Origin of the sequence: Niameybacter sp. (assembly GCF_036655075.1) — a bacterium.
In the GTDB taxonomy this organism is placed as follows: Bacteria; Bacillota; Clostridia; order Lachnospirales; family Cellulosilyticaceae; genus Holtiella.
Genome location: NZ_JAVVQU010000016.1, coordinates 1 through 19,214, shown reverse-complemented (window position 1 = coordinate 19,214; position 19,214 = coordinate 1). Strand labels below are relative to the sequence as shown.

At 34.7% G+C, this 19,214-nt stretch carries 16 protein-coding genes; 15 read left to right on the top strand and 1 reads right to left on the bottom strand.

Annotated features, from left to right (window positions below):
* The first annotated feature begins 117 nt into the window (after nucleotides 1–117).
* From RRY75_RS06170 to RRY75_RS06160, 3 genes are all read left to right on the top strand, one after another.
* On the top strand, nucleotides 118–1,656 hold the full coding sequence (locus tag RRY75_RS06170) for an oligosaccharide flippase family protein (protein WP_332492009.1): 1,539 nt from the start codon (nucleotides 118–120) through the stop codon (nucleotides 1,654–1,656).
* A gap of 76 nt (nucleotides 1,657–1,732) precedes the next feature.
* Nucleotides 1,733–1,876 (top strand): hypothetical protein, encoded by a 144-nt coding sequence (locus tag RRY75_RS06165; RefSeq protein WP_332492008.1) that lies wholly within the window; start codon nucleotides 1,733–1,735, stop codon nucleotides 1,874–1,876.
* Between the two features lie 125 nt (nucleotides 1,877–2,001).
* The gene (locus RRY75_RS06160; protein ID WP_332492006.1) at nucleotides 2,002–3,360 is read left to right on the top strand and encodes a CCA tRNA nucleotidyltransferase; all 1,359 of its coding nucleotides are present in this window, start codon (nucleotides 2,002–2,004) and stop codon (nucleotides 3,358–3,360) included.
* A 118-nt stretch (nucleotides 3,361–3,478) separates the two neighbouring features.
* On the opposite strand, the gene RRY75_RS06155 is transcribed toward RRY75_RS06160, so the two are convergent.
* On the bottom strand, nucleotides 3,479–4,360 hold the full coding sequence (locus tag RRY75_RS06155) for a DUF4340 domain-containing protein (protein WP_332527539.1): 882 nt from the start codon (nucleotides 4,358–4,360) through the stop codon (nucleotides 3,479–3,481).
* 157 nt (nucleotides 4,361–4,517) lie between these two features.
* Here RRY75_RS06155 and RRY75_RS06150 point away from each other — a divergent pair, with 157 nt between their 5' ends.
* The 12 genes from RRY75_RS06150 (at nucleotide 4,518) to RRY75_RS06095 (ending at nucleotide 19,043) form a co-directional block, all read left to right on the top strand.
* Nucleotides 4,518–5,513, top strand: coding sequence for a hypothetical protein (locus RRY75_RS06150; RefSeq protein WP_332492002.1), 996 nt, complete (start codon nucleotides 4,518–4,520; stop codon nucleotides 5,511–5,513).
* A gap of 75 nt (nucleotides 5,514–5,588) precedes the next feature.
* Complete coding sequence (locus RRY75_RS06145) at nucleotides 5,589–6,446, top strand: PEGA domain-containing protein (RefSeq protein WP_332527538.1); 858 nt, start codon at nucleotides 5,589–5,591, stop codon at nucleotides 6,444–6,446.
* A gap of 276 nt (nucleotides 6,447–6,722) precedes the next feature.
* A complete protein-coding gene (locus tag RRY75_RS06140; RefSeq protein ID WP_332527537.1) occupies nucleotides 6,723–8,423 on the top strand; it encodes a phospho-sugar mutase in 1,701 nt (566 codons plus the stop codon).
* Nucleotides 8,424–8,647: 224 nt separating this feature from the next.
* On the top strand, nucleotides 8,648–9,097 hold the full coding sequence (locus tag RRY75_RS06135) for a hypothetical protein (RefSeq protein WP_332494333.1): 450 nt from the start codon (nucleotides 8,648–8,650) through the stop codon (nucleotides 9,095–9,097).
* Between the two features lie 76 nt (nucleotides 9,098–9,173).
* The gene (yabG, locus tag RRY75_RS06130) at nucleotides 9,174–10,016 is read left to right on the top strand and encodes a sporulation peptidase YabG (RefSeq protein WP_332494334.1); all 843 of its coding nucleotides are present in this window, start codon (nucleotides 9,174–9,176) and stop codon (nucleotides 10,014–10,016) included.
* 219 nt (nucleotides 10,017–10,235) lie between these two features.
* Entirely contained in the window at nucleotides 10,236–11,807 is a 1,572-nt protein-coding gene (locus RRY75_RS06125; RefSeq protein WP_332527536.1) for a DUF3794 and LysM peptidoglycan-binding domain-containing protein, read from the top strand.
* A gap of 196 nt (nucleotides 11,808–12,003) precedes the next feature.
* Complete coding sequence (gene ispE / locus RRY75_RS06120; protein WP_332494337.1) at nucleotides 12,004–12,927, top strand: 4-(cytidine 5'-diphospho)-2-C-methyl-D-erythritol kinase; 924 nt, start codon at nucleotides 12,004–12,006, stop codon at nucleotides 12,925–12,927.
* Nucleotides 12,893–13,570, top strand: coding sequence for a GntR family transcriptional regulator (locus RRY75_RS06115; RefSeq protein WP_332494338.1), 678 nt, complete (start codon nucleotides 12,893–12,895; stop codon nucleotides 13,568–13,570). The genes ispE and RRY75_RS06115 overlap by 35 nt, the downstream gene beginning before the upstream one ends.
* A 245-nt stretch (nucleotides 13,571–13,815) precedes the next feature.
* Nucleotides 13,816–15,249 carry a sulfatase-like hydrolase/transferase gene (locus tag RRY75_RS06110; RefSeq protein ID WP_332527535.1) on the top strand — a complete coding sequence of 478 codons (1,434 nt, stop codon included), beginning with the start codon at nucleotides 13,816–13,818 and terminating at the stop codon, nucleotides 15,247–15,249.
* Nucleotides 15,250–15,589: 340 nt separating this feature from the next.
* Entirely contained in the window at nucleotides 15,590–16,540 is a 951-nt protein-coding gene (locus RRY75_RS06105; protein WP_332715967.1) for an ABC transporter permease, read from the top strand.
* A gap of 13 nt (nucleotides 16,541–16,553) precedes the next feature.
* Nucleotides 16,554–17,489 (top strand): carbohydrate ABC transporter permease, encoded by a 936-nt coding sequence (locus RRY75_RS06100; protein ID WP_332618037.1) that lies wholly within the window; start codon nucleotides 16,554–16,556, stop codon nucleotides 17,487–17,489.
* Nucleotides 17,490–17,531: 42 nt separating this feature from the next.
* A complete protein-coding gene (locus tag RRY75_RS06095; protein WP_332618039.1) occupies nucleotides 17,532–19,043 on the top strand; it encodes an ABC transporter substrate-binding protein in 1,512 nt (503 codons plus the stop codon).
* Nucleotides 19,044–19,214 lie beyond the last annotated feature (171 nt).

Sequence of the window (19,214 nt, the reverse complement as noted above, 5' to 3'; positions counted from 1 at the left end):
CTAAAAAATGTATCTATAGTAGTGTATGGCTATAAGTGGAAGGAAGTTACAACTTATAGCATAGGAAGAAGTGTTGTCCACATATACTGTATAGAATAGGACAAGGCGGGTGAAAAAATGAAAAAACAAGGGTTAGCTTTAAGTGCCTTTATTTCCACATTGGGATCAGTCATTACTAAGGCACTTGGCATCATCTCAACTATCTATATATCGAATAGCATTGGACCAGAAGGTGTAGGCCTTTATCAACTAACAATGACTGTGTACATGATGGCCTATACAATTGCTTCAGCCGGAATGAGCACTTCTGTTTCGAAGATGATAGCGGAAGAGATTGGTCACAACAATGGCAGAGGTATTAAAAAGATTATGCATATTTTCTTCTGCATTAGTATTGTGGCAAGTATATGTATTGCATTTGGTGTATTTACTTTTGGAGATGTGATTGGCAATAAAGTGATTAATGATGGTAGGACAGTATTGGGACTTCGCGTGTTGGCGTTAAGTATTCCTTTTATGACGGTATCTTCTTGTATCAAGGGGTACTTCTATGCGGTCAAGAAAATGATTAAACCGGTGAGCTCAGATGTAATGGAGCAAGTCGTAAAGGTTACTTTAGTTATTGTTTTTTTAAAAACATTTGGAGCACAGGATCTGATTTATGCATGTGCAGCTATAGGGTGTGCCATGACATTAGGAGAAGTCTTTTCTTTCACCTACATGGTTATGCTCTACCTAACTGACCCAGATAGAAGAGCTATGCATTCTAGCAAGGAAGAAGTAAGTCAGCATATTTTTATTAACATTATGAGACTTTTATTACCAATTACTTTAACAGCCTATATTAGCTCAATTATTACACTTTTACAAAATATACTTATTCCTATTGGATTTAGGAAGTCAGGTTTAACTGCAATGGAATCTATGAGCATGTATGGTATGATTCAAGGCATGGTCTTTCCTATCCTGTTCTTCCCGGTTGCATTGTTGACAGCTTGCTCTACTGTATTGACACCAGAAATAGCAAGGGCACAGGCAAGGGGAATCAGGGGAAGAGTTGAGAGCTTATCAGGAAGGTCTATTCATTTAATTATGGTACTAGCCATGATTGTTGTAAGTATTTTCTTAAACTTTGGACGAGAATTAGGGATGCTCATTTATCATAATAGGCAAGTAGGTCAGCTTTTACAACTCTTAGTTATTGTGACACCTTTTATGTACATAGAAATTGTTATAGATGGAATTTTGAAAGGATTAGGGGAACAAAATAGCTGCTTGATTTATCGTATTATAGAATCTGCTTTGAGCATCATCTTTATTTATTTCTTGATTCCGGTTAAAGGGGTAGAAGGATTTATTATATTAAACATAGGGATTAGTATTTTGACTTCATTTTTAAAAGTACGCAGGTTAGTTCATGTTACAGATATCAAAGTACAGGTCATTAAATGGTTTGTACATCCTGCATTGGCAGCAACTGCGGCGGGAATGACCGCCAAAATATTGATACTCTATTTACTACCAAACAGTGAGAAGTTAGGTATACAAATTGTACTTGGAATAACAATTACACTTACTATTTACTATATTGCACTTACCCTTTTAGAAAATGTAACGAAGGATGATTTGGCTGTATTAGACATTAGAAGTAAGTAAGGTTAAAATTTCAAATGGATGTAAGGCATAAATTTAACCAGGTTGGGCAAAATCCTAGTGAATAGGAGATGATACCATGAGCAAACATCAAACTCAAGAATCTAAAATTCAAAGTAAAATAGACAACACACGAGATGCCATGAATGCATCTAACGGATTCAAAACCCTTACAAGTTCAGGTACACATGGTGCAGGCGATAGTTTTAGAAGAAAAAAATAATGTAGGCAAGGAGCTCCTCATAGAGCTCCTTATTTTTGTAGTACGATAATTTTTCATGAAATGCAGGAGTCTACTATGCTATAATTAAGGGAATACTAATTTACAAACAGAAGAAAGAGGATTAGATGTTGAAGGATTATAGAGAGATTCCACAAGATGCCCTATATATTATAGATACTTTAGAAGAACATGGTTACGAGGCCTACGTAGTGGGTGGCTGTGTACGTGATATGATTATGGGACGTATACCTCATGATTGGGATATTACTACATCAGCAGAACCTGAAGATGTCAAACGTGTCTTCAAGCGTACCTATGATACAGGTATTCAGCATGGAACAGTGACAGTTATTGTAGACACAGAGCACTATGAAGTGACGACTTACCGTATTGAAGGTGAATATAAAGACTCTAGAAGACCAGAAAGTGTGAGTTTTGTTGAAGACATTACACTTGATTTATCTCGCCGTGATTTTACCATGAATGCCATTGCCTACCATCCAGTACGAGGGTTTGTAGACCCTTATAATGGTAGAAAACATATAGAAGAAGGTTGTATTAAATCTGTTCGTGATGCTAAGGAACGTTTTACAGAAGATGCTCTACGTATATTACGTGCGGTACGCTTTTCGGCTCAACTAGGCTTTAGCATAGCACCTCATACAATAGAGGGGATTAAAGCATGTAAGCATCTATTAGCGAACATAAGTAAAGAACGTATACGTGATGAATTCTTGAAAATTTGTATGTCAGATACACCAGAAGCTATTGATACGTTAAAGGAACTAGGACTTTTAGAATATATAATACCAGAGTTTTTAAAGACTTACGAAACACCTCAGAATCACCCACACCACATTTATGGCGTGGCAGAACATACGCTAGTAGCCATGAAGCATAGCCCTAAAGACCAAGTGATAAGGCTTGCTGTGCTACTACATGATATTGGTAAGCCTCTTACAAGAACAACAGATGCAAAAGGAATTGACCATTTCTACAACCATCCTCAAAAAAGTGCAGAGATTGCAAAAGATGTTTTGAAGGATTTAAGACTAGATAATCAAACGATTAAAGAGGTTACCCTTCTTGTAAGCTTGCATGACTATCACTTAAGAAAACACATTTCTAAGTTTTACCTTAAAGAAATACTTAAAGTAACGGGTGAAGTTTTGTTTGATAAGCTACTTATTATTAATGAAGTAGATGCTAAGGCACAAAATCCAGATAAGTATTTGATGAAGCAACAAACAATTGAATCTATTCGTGCACTTAAAACTGAAATTGTAGAAGGCCATGAATGCTATAATCTGAAGATGCTTAAAGTGAATGGTGGAGATTTGATTAAGCTTGGGGTTCAACCTGGTAAAGCGGTTGGTGACCTACTTGAACACCTTTTAACATATGTGATGAAACATCCAGAAGCGAATACTAAAGAAGCCCTTGAAGCCTATATCAAGGATGGATGTCACAGCAATAACCATTAGTTAACTAAATAAAAAGAGCAATAAAACTAACTGAGTTTTATTGCTCTTTTTATTTAGTTAAAATAGCTTAATCATTTTTGAAAGTTATTTATGCATTTTATGATAGGCTTATGGATTACTAAACTTTGTAAATATTGCCCTTACTATGGTCTAGCACATAATAGTTAATGCTATTTGGGATTTTCACAAAAGAAAGTGTTTGGGCATTGCCGGCTAAATCATAAAGCTTTATTTTCACAGTAGGTGTATTAAAGCCATAAGAAGAGATAATGTGCGTAGGTGCATGATCTACAATAAATTGGCTTACTTTAGAAACTGTTAAAAAGTTTATAATATCCTCTACCTCCATAGGAGATAGGCCATCAGCCACAAAAGGTTTATCTGTACTTTCTAGGTTTGGGAGTAAGCTATAAGTGGTATGAGCAGTGATCACATCTATCTTAGAAGTTTGTTCAGGGACAAAGGTGATATAGTCTTTGCTTCTCCAATCAGATAAGTCAGAAGACACTGAGTTTAAAATATCTGTTTTTATGGTATAGACACATTGCGTGAGTGGACTATACACGTAAGAAGTAGTTTCACTTGCGGCATTGCCTGCAATAAGTGTATACTCGGATTCAGCCTGATCAATAAGAGTAATACATGGAGAATACTCAAAAATCCCATAAGAAGAAGGATTTGTTACACCTGTTTCAATGGTATGAATAAGGCCTGGGATAGTAAATTGAGAAATAACATTATAGATATATGTAGAATCTGCATCAGATTCAATGGGGCTTACTATAGACCAATCATTGCCTACACGTTCAGCTGTAAAGGAAGAAGAATGTGCAGAGAAATAAACCCTTTGTATTTCAGAAATATCTTTGTCCCATGGTAGCTGTGCTAAATTAGAAGTATGAGCTAAATAAGGCTCGTTTGTACTTTGTTCATACATGATTAAGAACCAAGTACACATGAAAAAAACTGCAATTGGTATAAACCATCCTTTACGTTTCATAGATCACCTCAACAAATTGTATGCTTAATAGGGTCTATTGTATCATATAATTATGAACGAATAGTACAAAAGAACTTCAAAATAGATATTTTTTTTAAGGATGTATCATATACATAAGAAAGGTGAAGTAAAAGAACACTGAGGGGGGGGAAACAGAATGAAACAAGTGGGCAATGAGGTGTTTGCTCAGTACGACATTAGTATAAAAAAAATCCAATATAGTCGAAGTAATTATTACTTAGACACTAAGCAAGGGCAACTCTTGCTTAGAAAAACATTAATTCCAAAAGAACAGATTGTATTTGAGCATGAAGTAACCCAACAGTTATTAGAAAAAGGTTTTAGTGAGATTAATAAAATTTATTTAAGTAAAAAGCAAGTACCTTATGGGGCTTGTTTAGATAAATGTTTTATCTTACAAGCTTATGATAAGATGACGGAAATAGATTTTGCAAACCAGAAGGAATTAAAAGCAATAATTGAAGTACTTGCAAGGTTCCATGTAGCGGCTAACCATATAGAATCTAAAGTAAGAGATATAGATAGTGTGGGACCTAAAAACATTTATGAGTACTTTCAAAAGCGTATGCTAGATGCTAAAAGAATGAAGAAAAAAATCTCAGGATTTTCTCAAAAAACTAAGTTTGAAATCATGTTTTTAGATAGTTATAAAGCATATGAAGGCTTGCAGTATAAGGCAATAGATTTGGTTACTCATGACATTGCAGATCAACTCATTGAAAAGGCTAAAGTTAATAAAACCATTCTTCACAATGACTTTACGTATCATGCAGTAGGAAAAATAGATGAGACTACTTATAAAATTACTAACTTAGATAACTGTACGTATAACATTCAGTTGTTAGACTTAGCTAATGTATTGACTAAGATCATGCAAAAAAACAACTGGGATATTAACATGCTAGATTATTTAATTAATAGTTATACTCGTATTCATACATTAGAGCAAGAAGAAATAAGGGCGCTTAAGGCAATGCTCATATTTCCGGAGAAATACTCCAATATCTGTTTTAAGTATGCCACATCTAAACATCGCAATAACTATAGCATGTTTGAGCACAAATGGGAAAACATGCTTGTGTATAAGGAAGATCAAATACGTGCTTCTGAGGAACTGATAAAATATTTGTAATGAGAAAGTCATTTGACGAATGCCAAAGAAAACTATTACAATAAAGAAAAAGAGAAGGTACAAAGGAGATAGACAGTGAAAAGGAATAAAATCTTTGTAAAATCTATGATCATTTCTTCTATCATAGGTTTTACAGCTATACTTGCAATGATGTTTGTAGGAATTAAGTACTTTGTAAAAGAAACAGTAACGATTACGCCAGCAGTGACTACTCCTAAACCGCAGACTGAAGATAATGAGTTTTACATGACCAGTACAGGGGTTGTAAGAGCAATAAAGGAAGGACAAATAGATATTCTTGATTTAGAAAAAAAAGAAGTTATCACTTATGAAGTTAAAGCAATTACTAAAATACAAGACACCAAGGAAAATGAAATGCCGTATAGTCAGTTAAAGGTGGGGAGTATTGTAGAAGTTGTTTATCAACCAGTAAAGGATAACCTTGTATGTATTAGACTAGCAAAGGAATCTTTTACAAAGGTAGATATGAAAGGATTAGGTATAGATAGGTCTAATCGCACGATTACTATAGGAAGTCAAGTCTACTATTATACAGGACATACACACATTATGGATGAGGAAGGTAACCTCATCAATATGCATGAAGTAGGGGATTATGACACCTTAACATTAACGGGTATAGAAGATAAAGTTTATGCAATTCAAGTAGAAGCGCGTGCGGGCTATGTTTACTTAGGTGAGCTACCAGCTTATGAAGGATACTTGGAAATAGGTGGAAATAGACAAATACCTTTATCAAAGGAGATGAAGACAGTACCTTTAACTGCACAGCAGCATCAGATAACGCTTCATTTAGAAGGGTATGAGCCTATTACAACAACAGCAACTATTAAATCTGGTGAAACACTCGATTTAAACTTTGAAGACTTTGAAAGCGTACAAACAAACTTAGTTGGGCAACTTCAAGAATAAACAGTACGTCTTCAAGTAACACTTCAAAGCAAGGAAACAGTGGAACCAGAGTATTCAAGTAGAAGTGATAATATAGCGGTAGGCGAGCATAGTATTACGCTTAAAAGAGAAGGCTACAAAGATTAGGATACCAAGAAGGGGGGGGTTACATTAAAGAAAATGTAACCCCCCTTTCTATATGCAAAGAGATAGAGAAGCATATTTTATACTTTAAAAGTGGAAAAAATTGTAATATAATATAAAAGTGTAAAAATATGGTTTTAAGGGGGACTCAATATGAGTTATCAAGAAAAATATGAAGAATGGTTAGAAAGCCCCATATTCGATGAGGGAACAAAGAAAGAATTACTTGAACTACAGGGGAATGAAAAGGAAATTGAAGATAGGTTTTATACAGAGCTTGAATTTGGAACAGCAGGATTAAGAGGGATAATCGGTGCGGGAACCAATAGAATGAACTCTTATATTGTAAGGAAAGCAACACAGGGGCTCTGTAACTTTTTAAATAGACAAGTTTTAAACGAACCTAAAGTAGTTATTGCTTATGATACAAGACATTTTTCCGATGTATTCGCTAAGGAAGCTGCATTAGTACTTGCAGCAAATGGCATTAAAGCGTACTTATTTGACTATGTTAAACCAGTACCTATACTTTCTTTTGCAGTAAGATACTTAAAGTGTGATGCAGGTATTGTGATTACAGCAAGCCATAACCCAGCAGAATATAATGGTTATAAAGTCTATGGCAATGATGGGGCACAAGTTATTGCACCCTTTGATCAAATGATTATTGAAGAAGTGAATGCAATCACAGACTTTAGCACCATTAAGACAATGGATGAACAAGAGGCTTTAACTTCAGGTAAGTTAGAAATGATAGAAAAAGCTGTATGCCAAGCTTATATTCAAGAAGTGAAACAACAAGTTTTAAATCCAGAGATTATTAAGCAAGTAGCAGATGACTTCAAGATTGTCTATACACCGCTACATGGGACAGGCAACAAACCTGTTAGAAGAATACTTGAAGAAGTGGGCTTCAAAAATGTATACACTGTTAAGGAGCAAGAAGAACCAGATGGTGCATTCCCAACAGTAGAAAGCCCTAACCCAGAAAATAAGGAAGCCTTTAAGTTAGCCATAGACCTTGCTAAAGAAGTAGGTGCTGATTTAGTAATGGGTACAGACCCAGATGCAGACCGTGTAGGTGTACTTGTACGTGACCATGAAGGGGAATATACAGTACTCACCGGCAATATGTTAGGAGCTATGCTTACAGAATATATCCTTTCACAAAGAAGCATCCAACATAAGCTAGAAAATAATAGTGTAGTCATTAAAACTATTGTAACAACAGAAATGATTCGTCCAATCTGTAAGGACTATGGCGTAGATGTCATGGAAGTCTTAACAGGATTCAAATACATAGGTGAACAAATTAGAAATTTTGAAGACAAGCACAACAAACACTATGCCTTTGGCTTTGAAGAAAGCTATGGTTGCTTAGCGGGAACTTATGCAAGAGATAAAGATGCAGTAGCTGCATGTATGCTTGCAGCAGAAATGGCAGCCTATTACAAGACAAAGGGTATGACACTCTATGATGGACTTATTTCCTTATATGAAAAGTATGGTTATTATAAAGAAGCTGTTCAATCTATTACCTTAAAAGGAATAGAAGGATTAGAAAAAATTAAGAATGTCATGGAAAACTTAAGAGAAGAGGGACCTAAGGCATTTGGAGCGTATACTGTACTCCATGCAAGAGACTACAAACAAGGTGTAGGGAACTTACCTAAATCAAATGTACTCTACTATCAACTAGATGATGGGGCATGGGTATGTGTACGCCCATCTGGTACAGAACCGAAGATTAAATTCTATATTGGTGTCAAGGGAAGTAGTGAAGTAGATGCTACAAGTAGGGTTGAAGTGATTAAAGATGCTGTTAATGTATTCATTGCACCTTGGATAAAATAGATAAAAATGAAAAGTTTTTTTGAGATGGTTCAAGGGATGTAACCCCTTGAACCATCTTATTTTTTACTTAAGGATTCTCAAGAAATGGAAAAGGTGCTAGGATTATCTCATCAAACAAATGCATGACAAAATAAGCACACAACAAGTTAGGTACATCGCAAAATAAATACATAGTAAAACAAGTACAGCGTAAAATGGATAAAAGAGACTAAGGGGGAAAGAAAATGATTAAGTTACATCTATTAGAAAAGGTGATGAAAGTTGTAAATACGGTAAGCAAGTGGGCTGCTTCTATTAAAAAAAAGCACGAGGAAAAAAAAGCATACAAACAAATTGCAAAAGCCAATAAGAGAGAAAAAGGTATTGGGAAATTACGTAGAAAGGGCACAGAACTTGGACAAGAAAGTATGCAACACAAGCCTATGGAGCAAAGAACCGCTCAGTTAATAAGTAAGGCCAAACAGATGAAGCAGATAAAAGAAATGAAACAGGTCAAACAGATGATTCATTTTAGCCGATATAAGAATGTGATTTACTTACCTATTTTTCCGGTGTGGAAACAACGTCAGCATCTGGGTTACCGAGATAACGTCGTTTACATAGATTTTAAAATCAAAATGCACCCAAGAGAGCCAACATATACTTCTTGTCGATACTATATGAATGATACATAGAAATAGGCTACATAGTCATAGGACTTCCTAGTGAGGTAATAAAATATAAAGATATCGTAACTAGGAGTCGTAGTATATGGTTATTGAAGTTGGAGATTATGTCGTACGTATCTCATACAATAGAGATGTTTTATTTAAAGTAGTAGAAATCAAGCCAAATGGTATTGTTAAACTAAAGGGAATTTCCTACAGGATTATTGCAGATGCACCAATACAAGATTTAGAACTGGCAGGAGGGATGCGATTTACTAATAAAGAGAATGATTTGATGGAACAAATCCAAGAGACCGTGAAAAACTTGGTGTTAGAAAAAAAACTTATGAAAGACAAACACAAACCCATACTTCAAAAAACAGGGAAAGTACTACACATAGATGGAGATACCTTTTATCTGAGCCTATGTATGAAGTACTATGATATATTGGGAGTCAATGCGGTAGGTGAAAACGTCTTAGAGTTTGAACAACCTAAAAAAATTAGTAGTCTTTTGCAAAAGCACAACCCAGATATACTTGTTTTGACCGGACACGATTCATTAAATAAGAAGTATAAAAATCTATTTGATATCAATGAGTACAAAAACTCTAGATACTTTGCTGAAGCTATAAAAGAAGCCAGAAAAGTGAACCAAACAGGTAAGCAGCTCATTATATTTGCCGGAGCATGCCAGTCTTATTTTGAAGCACTATTAGAAGCTGGTGCAGATTATGCAGCCTCACCAGAGAGAGTCCTTATCCATGCACTAGACCCAGTGTTTATAGTAGAACGTATTGCATACTGTCCATTCAATGAAGTGCTATCCATAGAAGAAGCCATAAAAAATACAGTCACCAAATTTAGAGGTGTAGGAGGGTATGAGACTCTAGGGGTAGCCAGAAAAGGTGGGCCAGTAGTTGGTATTAATGGCGAAAAATCCTAACGCCTGAGGATAAGTCATTTTGTCACGCCTATTTTTGATAGAAGACAGTTAATCGCCAAACTGTCTTCTTTTTTTTATTGGAGAAAAAGCATATTACAATAAGTTCTTGAATATAAATGAAATAGAAGTTAGTCCAAAATGTAAAATCATGGCATAACTAGATAACTCTTACTCATATACATAGGTAGAGTGTAAAGGTTAGAAGAGGAGGATCGTAAGATGTCAGTAGAGCTTATAAGAAAACAAATGGGCTTGAATGAAATGACTAGAAGAGAAAACGTACAAGTTGTTAAAGAAAGAGATATTATCGTTCCAGATGGAAAGCCCGACATGCAAAGAGTGCTATACTTAGACGGAGATATTAATATTGATCAGATTGATGTACAAGAGGATAGAGTTGTTTATAAAGGGCAACTTGATACAACTATTCTCTATGTTCCTCAAAATAACTCAAAAGAAATCTATACCATGAAAGGAAGCATACCTCTTGAAGACTTTGTGATTCTAGATGGTGTTGATAGTAATCAACGCATAGCCTTCAACTATAATATTGAACATATGCATTGGAATATTTTAAATGAGCGTAAACTAAATGTTAAAGCAATTATTGGAGTAGGTGTTGAAGCAACAAAGCCTAAAGAAGTAGAAATTGTAACAGATGTAAGAAGTGAAGGACCTATTCAAACAAGTGCAGGGATCATGAGTGTTGTGAAACCTTCTCAATCAGGGACAGAAAAACTTATTGTAAAGGACGAACTGACAATTCCACAAGGTAAGCCAAGTATTGCTGAAATCCTTAAGTTACACACAGACATCAAAGAAGAACAAATTAAACGTACAGATAATGAAATTCTCTACAATGGTATTGTGGAAATCTGTACGATGTATACAAGTCAAGATGAAGATAAACCAGTTGAAGTAGCTAAACACCGTATTCCATTTGCAGGAAGTAGTGATATTACAAAGCCACAAGAAGAAGCTTACTGGAACTGTGAATTGAGTGTGAAACCTACCTATGTACAAGCGTCTCCAGACTATGATGGAGAAGATCGTATTGTAGAAGTAGAATGCATTGTAGAAGCTAAGTATAGTACCTTTGACAAAAATGATGAGACAATTGTAGCTGATGTCTATTGCCCAGGGAAAAAAGTAACAATGACCAACACAGAAGCAGACTATATGAATCTTGCATCAAAAGGTACGGCTAGAGCTTCTAAGAAAGATATGATTACCTTAGACAATGGGGCACCTGATACAGAACAAATCTTTAGCGTAAGCTTAAAACCTATCATCGATGAAAAGCAAGTGAATGGTGACAAGCTGACAGTTAGTGGTGTGCTTGAAGCAAAGGTGGTTTATATTGACCCAGAAAATATGAATATGGTCCAAACAGCAGTAGAAATGATTCCATTTAATCAAGAGTTTGTCTGTGAAGGCATTTCTAAGGATGCTTATGTGGATGTTAAAGTACAATCTAAAGATGTTGAAGTAAGTAGCTACAATAAAAATGACCTAATGATTGACTATACACTTGATTATGTTGTGAATGTGTATAAAAAAGACATGGTTCAAACCATCAATCAAATCAATGTAGAAGATATGGATAAGGAAGAGCTTGCCAACTATCCAAGTATGACAGTCTACGCAGCTAAGAAAGGTGATAACCTTTGGAGTCTTGCAAAACGCTTTAATACAACCGTTCAAGATATTGTTGAAATTAATGATTTAGATGAGAACACAGCCCTTAACTTTGGTCAAAAACTCATCATCTTAAAGAAAACTAAGTTCTAAAGAAATATAATGAGTAATGATTTGAAAATTAATTTCTAGTGTAAATAAAGATATTGGTATTAGATAAAACAAAAGGGTACCCTGTGTATAAAATAGGGTGCTCTTTGTTTTTTGTATACAAGAAATGCATTTCCATTGACTAAGTCTTTTTTAAAGGGGTATAATATAAAAAATACTAAAAATGAAGGAGCTACTAATGGATACAATAGTACTTAAAGCTAGAGGCAAGATTAACCTTACTCTAGATGTTGTAGGCAAACGTGATAATGGGTATCATGACTTAAGAATGATTATGCAAACAATCAATTTGCATGATACGATTACGGTTACAAAGACTAAAACCCCAGGTATTCGCATCAACAATAACTTAGCATGGCTCCCTAAAGATGATAAAAATATTACGTATAAAGCAGCAGAAAAATTTTTAGAAGTAAGCAATATAAAAACTGGTATTTATATAGATATTTTTAAACGTATTCCGGTTGCAGCAGGTCTTGCAGGAGGTAGTAGTGATGCAGCTGCTGTATTAGTAGGGTTAAATAAGTTATTTAGTACACATTATAGTAAGCATCAACTGATGGAGATGGGGGTAGAGATAGGGGCAGATGTGCCATTTTGTATTTTAAGAGGTACAGTATTAGCAGAGGGAATAGGAGAGGTGCTTACACCACTACCATCACTGCCATCTATGCACATTCTTTTGGCTAAACCTAATATTAGCGTATCTACGGCAAGTGTATACAAGGCATTGAGTGTACCAGACATTCAGCTACATCCAGACACAGACAACTACGTTGATGCCATTAAGAAAAAGGACATAGAGTATTTAACGACACATATGGGAAATGTTTTAGAAGATGTAACGATTCAGCTACATCCACAGATAGAAGATATTAAACAAGATATGTTACGTATGGGGGCATTAGGTAGTATGATGAGTGGTAGTGGCCCAACTGTATTCGGTATTTTCCCAAGTAAATATGAAGCAGCACTGGCAGCAGAATACTTCAAGAACAAATGTGGACTAAGAGAAGTACATGTAACCAGTACGTTCTGTAAGGCCAAAAGAGAGGGGAAAAGAAGGCATGAAAGAAAAAGACACAAACATGAAAATAAATGAGTACTTGCCTCTAAGGGACATTGTATTTCAAACCATTAGAAAAGCAATTTTAAATGGGGAGCTAGAGCCAGGAGAAAGATTAATGGAAACCCAATTAGGTGAAAAACTAGGGGTGAGTCGTACACCTATCAGAGAAGCAATTAGAAAACTAGAACTAGAAGGTTTAGTTGTCATGGTAGCACGTAAGGGTGCACAAGTGGCACAGTTTACAGAGAAGGACATAGAAGATGTACTTCAAGTACGTGCTTCACTTGAAGCATTAGCAGCCAAACTTGCGTGCAAACATATGGATGAACGTTCTTTCTTAAAGCTTCAACTTATCATTACAGAATATGAATATGCAGCAAAAGAAGATGATATTGAAGTAATGATTCAAAAGGACATCGAGTTCCATGATACCATTGCTTTAGCCTCTAAAAATGATAAGCTTATCCAACTTTATAACAATATGAGAGAGCAAGTGCAACGTTATCGTATTGCGTACTTGAAAAATACAGAGCAAAGCCATACAGTTATTGCTGAACATAGTGAAATTTTAAAGGCACTCAAAGCACGTGAAGAAGAAGTGGCCTCCAAACTTGCTACAAAGCACATAGAAACACAATGTAATTCTATTATGAAATTTATTAATAGTAAAAAATAATATTGTACTCAAATAGGCTAAGATGACTTATTTACTAAGTCATCTTAGCCTATTTGAGTACAATAATTTACATTTTATTTTTACAATAATGTTTTTGTAAACTTATTTAAAGACATAATAATGACAATTATAAATAATTTTAAAAATAAAGTTGTATATGTATATACCCATATGTTATTCTTTGAAGAACTAAGATTAGTATCCAAATAAATAACCTAATAGCACAGAATAAGAGAGGGACTAACATGAGTAATAAACCAAATGTTTTATTGATTACAACAGATCAGCAACGTTTTGATACGATACAAAAGTTGGGCAATCACTCCATTTATACACCACATCTTAATTGGCTTGTCAGTCAAGGCATCACTTTTACTAGATGTTATGCAGATTGTCCTATTTGCGTACCTTCACGTACAACAATTATGACAGGGAAAAAAGGGTATACATCAGGAATTACGAATAATATGAATCATTACAAGGTAATGACCGAAAATCAAACTTTGCCATCTCGATTAACGGATGAAGGCTATCAAACAAGAGCAGTAGGTAAAATGCACTTTGAACCACCAAGAGCACATTATGGGTTTGAACATATGCTGTTGCCACTTGATTACTATCGTGAATATAGAAAAAAAGGCAGTCATGTGAATCCTAAACACCATGGTGTAGGTGAAAATGAGGTAGAGCCTGTGATATCAACGGTACATGAAAATGATAGTTTGACCACATGGACAGTAGATCAGTCTATAGATTTTATTGAAACACGAGATACAACGAGACCATTTTTTATGTGGACAAGTTTTTCTAAACCTCATCCACCACTTGATCCATGCCTTAATTATTGGACGCTTTATCAAGGTATAGATGTAGAATCACCTATTTATGGAGACTGGTCACAAGATATAGATAAGATGCCACAAGGCTTCTTGCGTCATACCTATGCCCTAAATAATATGCACCTATTTAAAGACGTACAACTTAAAGAAATCAAACGTGCTTACTATGCATGTATTACACAAATAGATTACTCATTAGGCTTATTATTTGCCAGAATGAGAGAGGAAGGACTATTTGATAATACATGGATTATATTTACATCAGACCATGGGGATATGATGGGAGACCACCATATGGGAGCTAAATTTAACTATATGGAAGGTGCAGCTCATGTTCCATTTATTATTAAGCCACCTACTCATGTGATGCAGGAGTACAAGGGCAAAAGGTGTTCAAATCTTGTAGAGTTAAGTGATATTTATCCTTCTATCTTAGAAATGGTAGGGATTGCACCAACAGCGCAATTAGACGGAAAAAGTGTATTTGATGTCATCAAAGAGACAGAAGATAGACCTTTCTTTGGAAACTGTGAGAACAATACATTTTGTGCGATGAAAAATAATATTAAGTATATGATTACGCGATTTGGAGGGGCAGAGTTATTATTTGATCTGAATAAGGATCCTTATGAACAATGCAATTTAGTAGAGAATGAAGCCTATTATGAAAGCCTTAAGGAACTTAGGGAAGAAGTGAAAAAAGGTATTCAAGCTTATAATCCAGAGCTACTTCAAGAGGGTCATTTGATTTTAGACAAAGCACCTACTCATGACGAAGATGTTTTCAAGTGGCCAGGATTCCATTCTACAGTGTGTGAAGCGGTGGATGTATTGCATTAGTAAGTGAATTTTTAAAAAGGCAATTGTAGTTCCAAGGCAATTGTCTTTTTTTTGTACATAATTAGTAAAAGTTAGTGAGATGAATAGAGTAAAATAGGTGCAAAAAGCATAAAATGTAAAATAAAAAATTCAAAATGTAAATCAAAATTAAAATAACTTAATGATAAATTGAAATATGTTAAAAATAGTTGATTTTTATAATTAATATTATTAATATATGTAAATATAAATAACAAAATTAAACAATTGTTTAACAAAAGGTAAAAAAATAAATAAAATGCACAAAACAAATGATTTATGTAAAAAAAAAATGAACTATATGCTAGAAAGGGGAATGGATTTGAAGGATAGAAAGAAAAACAATTTAAAAGGATTTAAGTTTACAAAATCTGACTGGGAATTAAGCCTAATTGCTTTACCAACTTTTATTTGGTTTGTGGTATTTGCGTATATTCCAATGTCAGGGGTGCTATTAGCTTTCAAAGATTTCAGAAATACACCGCATGGATTTATTCATAGTTTTATGAATAGTAAGTGGGTAGGATTTGAAAACTTTGAGTTCTTATTTGCCTCAAATGAAGCATGGATTGCAATACGAAATACAATTCTTTATAACATTGTATTTATCATATTAGGTGTTGTCATTCCAGTATGCTTAGCCTTGTTGTTAAATGAAATTTTACAAAAGACATTAGGTAAAGTATTCCAAACTATAATGTTCTTCCCTCACTTCTTATCGTGGGTAGTAGTAAGTTACTTAGCCTTTGCATTTTTAAGCTCTGATAAGGGATTAATTAACTCCGTATTGACATCATTTGGCCAAGACCCAATTAGTTGGTACTCACAGGCTGAGATGTGGCCAGGCATCATTATCATCATGAATGTATGGAAAACGATGGGTTATGGAGCGGTCGTATACTTAGCAGCTATTGCGGGTATCGATAAAACCTATTACGAGGCAGCACTTATTGATGGTGCAACTAAATGGCAACAAATTAAATTTATTACGTTACCATTTTTAAAACCAATCATGACAATTATGTTTATTATGGCTGTAGGTAAAATTTTCAATGCAGACTTTGGATTATTCTATCAGTTACCGAGAGACGCAGGTGCACTTTATCCTGTAACTAATGTTATCGATACTTATGTATATCGTGCATTAATGGGTATGGGTGATGTAGGTATGAGTTCTGCTGCAGCAGTATTCCAATCTGGTATAGGCTGTATGACAATCATCACAGCAAACTGGGTTGTAAGACGACTTGATAATGAGAATGCGATGTTCTAGAAAGGAGTAAGTTATGATATTTAAAAGAAAAGAAAAAGAAGAAGACGTACAAAATCAATTTTTAAATGTATCAAAAAAGGTAAATATAGCTATTGTTGCTTTATTTACACTTTTAGCATTATGTTGTTTGATACCTCTTGTGTTTGTAGCCATTATTTCATTATCTAGTGAAGCATCTATCAATGAAATGGGGTTCCAATTCATTCCTAAAGAATGGTCAATGGATGCCTATGAATATGTATTACAAGATGGAGGAATGCTTATGAAAGCATTTGCGAATTCTATCATTATTACAATATCAGGAACAGTAATCGGACTTGTACTTACAACAACCTATGCTTATGTATTAACAAGAAAAGAATACAAGTTACAGAAATTTTTAAGCTATGTAATGTTAGTGACGATGCTTTTCAATGGAGGTATGGTAGCAAGGTATATGCTTATTACACGAATGTTAGGATGGAAAAATACACTATGGGCTTTAATCATTCCAGGTGCAGTATCGGCCTTCAATATCATCGTACTTAGAACGTTTATTAAAACAACAGTTCCAGATGAAATTATTGAGTCTGCGAGGATTGATGGTGCGAGTGAAATGAAAACATTCTTTAAAATAGTATTACCTATTTCAGTACCAGGGATTGCAACAATAGGATTATTCTTAACACTGGCATATTGGAATCAATGGATGCCGTCTATGTTGTATACAGAAAAAGAATCTCTTTACACACTCCAATATTTATTAATGCAAATTGAAAGGAATATGGAATTTATATCACAAAATGCTGATAAGATGGGGGCTGGGTTCTTAGATTCTATTGCCAACCTACCAACAGAAACAGCTAAAATGGCGATAGTTGTACTTTCTACATTACCGATTGCATGTGCTTATCCGTTTTTCCAAAAATATTTTATTAGTGGATTAACTGTTGGAGCAGTAAAAGGATAAGTTGCAATATATATGATTTACAAAAAAGAGGAGGATTTGAATATGTCAAAAAGATTAAGGGTATCAACAGTATTAATGGCATCAATTATGTTCGTAAGTGCCACACTTACAGGGTGTTCAGGTGGAGATACGGCAGTAGATACAAACAAAGAAACAGGAGCAGTAGGGGAAGATATAGCTGTAGATAAGAAAGATGAAAAACCTACAAATCTTATATGGTACACTGTAGCTAATGAACCACCAACTGATTTAGAAAAAGTTCAAGCAGCACTTAATGAGTACACACTTGAAAAAATCAACACAACGATAGATATCACAACAATGTCTTATGCAGATTATAATGAAAAAATGCCAGTTATGATTAACTCAGGGGAGGCTTTTGATATTTGCTTTACATCAAGTGGAGATAATCCTTATGTACTCAATGCTTCAAGAGGCGCATTTGTAGATTTGACACCTTACCTTGAGAATGAAGGCAAAGAAATGTATGATGCTATAGATGAAAAATTCTGGGAAGGTATTACAGTAGATGGACAGATATTTGCTGTTCCAACTCAAAAAGAATTACCATGGGCACCATCATTAAAATTCTCTACAGAAATTATAGAAAAGGCTAGTATTGAGCTTCCAGAGATGATTGATTCATTAGATGTATTAGAACCATTGTTAGCTAAAGCTCAAGAAGCAGTGCCTGAAACAAGTGTACTAGGTGTTAACAAAAATGGTCTTAAACCAGTATTCTATGCAGGATATGATATGCATGCAAGTGAAATGGTACCAGCAGGGACTACATATACAGGAGACATTTATAAAGTTATTAACCCAATGGAATCAGAATTTGCTTTAGAGTTTGCAAAGCAAATGCGAGCATTCTATGAAGCTGGTTATGTGCCAGCAGATGCAGCAACAAATCCTAAAAAACCTAAAACAAGATTTGTAGACTTTGGTCACTATCAACCATATGCTGAACAAATTTGGGAAAGGTCAGATGGATATCCTGTTACAGTAGTACCAGTAGCCAGACCAATTGTTGCAACAACATCTACAATGGGTTCAATGCATGCGGTATCTATTACTTCTCAAAATCCAGGTAAAGCTGTAGCATTCTTAAACTTACTTAATACAGATCCATATGTAAAAAATCTTTTAACTTATGGGATTGAAGGAGAACACTATGAAAAAACAGGTGATAATTCTATTAAATTCTTAGATGCATCAGCAAACTATAGAATGCCATCTTATACACTTGGTAACCACTTTATCGGTTATACAGTCGATCCTGACCCAGTAGACAAATGGGAGAAATTTAAAGAATTTAATACAACATGTGAGGTGGCACCATTATTTGGATTCTCATTTGATGGGGAACCAGTTAAAAACCAATTAGCAGCAGTTAAAAATGTCTCACAACAATACTATTCACAAGTGTTCACAGGAAGTGTAGCAGATGTAGAAGGCGTACTTAAAGTATTTAATGAAAAGTTATACCAAGCAGGACTTCAAGCAATTATGGATGAAATGCAAAGTCAAATTGATGCATTTATTTCACAATAATACATTACGATAAAATACTCAATAGATAAAATGAGTTATCCACTATAAAAAGGGTAAGATCCTATTCAGGAGATTGCCCTTTTATAATGGATAGAAGTTACAGTTTAAGAATATATGTTTACGTTTTCAGTTTACATTTTTGAATTTATTAAATGAAAGTGATTAAGATTC

Bases quoted from the DNA above. Each gene is read 5' to 3' on its own strand.
- RRY75_RS06170 (WP_332492009.1), top strand. From the start codon at position 118: ATGAAAAAACAAGGGTTAGCTTTAAGTGCCTTTATTTCCACATTGGGA.
- RRY75_RS06165 (WP_332492008.1), top strand. From the start codon at position 1,733: ATGAGCAAACATCAAACTCAAGAATCTAAAATTCAAAGTAAAATAGAC.
- RRY75_RS06160 (WP_332492006.1), top strand. From the start codon at position 2,002: ATGTTGAAGGATTATAGAGAGATTCCACAAGATGCCCTATATATTATA.
- RRY75_RS06155 (WP_332527539.1), bottom strand. From the start codon at position 4,360: ATGAAACGTAAAGGATGGTTTATACCAATTGCAGTTTTTTTCATGTGT.
- RRY75_RS06150 (WP_332492002.1), top strand. From the start codon at position 4,518: ATGAAACAAGTGGGCAATGAGGTGTTTGCTCAGTACGACATTAGTATA.
- RRY75_RS06140 (WP_332527537.1), top strand. From the start codon at position 6,723: ATGAGTTATCAAGAAAAATATGAAGAATGGTTAGAAAGCCCCATATTC.
- RRY75_RS06135 (WP_332494333.1), top strand. From the start codon at position 8,648: ATGATTAAGTTACATCTATTAGAAAAGGTGATGAAAGTTGTAAATACG.
- yabG (WP_332494334.1), top strand. From the start codon at position 9,174: ATGGTTATTGAAGTTGGAGATTATGTCGTACGTATCTCATACAATAGA.
- RRY75_RS06125 (WP_332527536.1), top strand. From the start codon at position 10,236: ATGTCAGTAGAGCTTATAAGAAAACAAATGGGCTTGAATGAAATGACT.
- ispE (WP_332494337.1), top strand. From the start codon at position 12,004: ATGGATACAATAGTACTTAAAGCTAGAGGCAAGATTAACCTTACTCTA.
- RRY75_RS06115 (WP_332494338.1), top strand. From the start codon at position 12,893: ATGAAAGAAAAAGACACAAACATGAAAATAAATGAGTACTTGCCTCTA.
- RRY75_RS06110 (WP_332527535.1), top strand. From the start codon at position 13,816: ATGAGTAATAAACCAAATGTTTTATTGATTACAACAGATCAGCAACGT.
- RRY75_RS06100 (WP_332618037.1), top strand. From the start codon at position 16,554: ATGATATTTAAAAGAAAAGAAAAAGAAGAAGACGTACAAAATCAATTT.
- RRY75_RS06095 (WP_332618039.1), top strand. From the start codon at position 17,532: ATGTCAAAAAGATTAAGGGTATCAACAGTATTAATGGCATCAATTATG.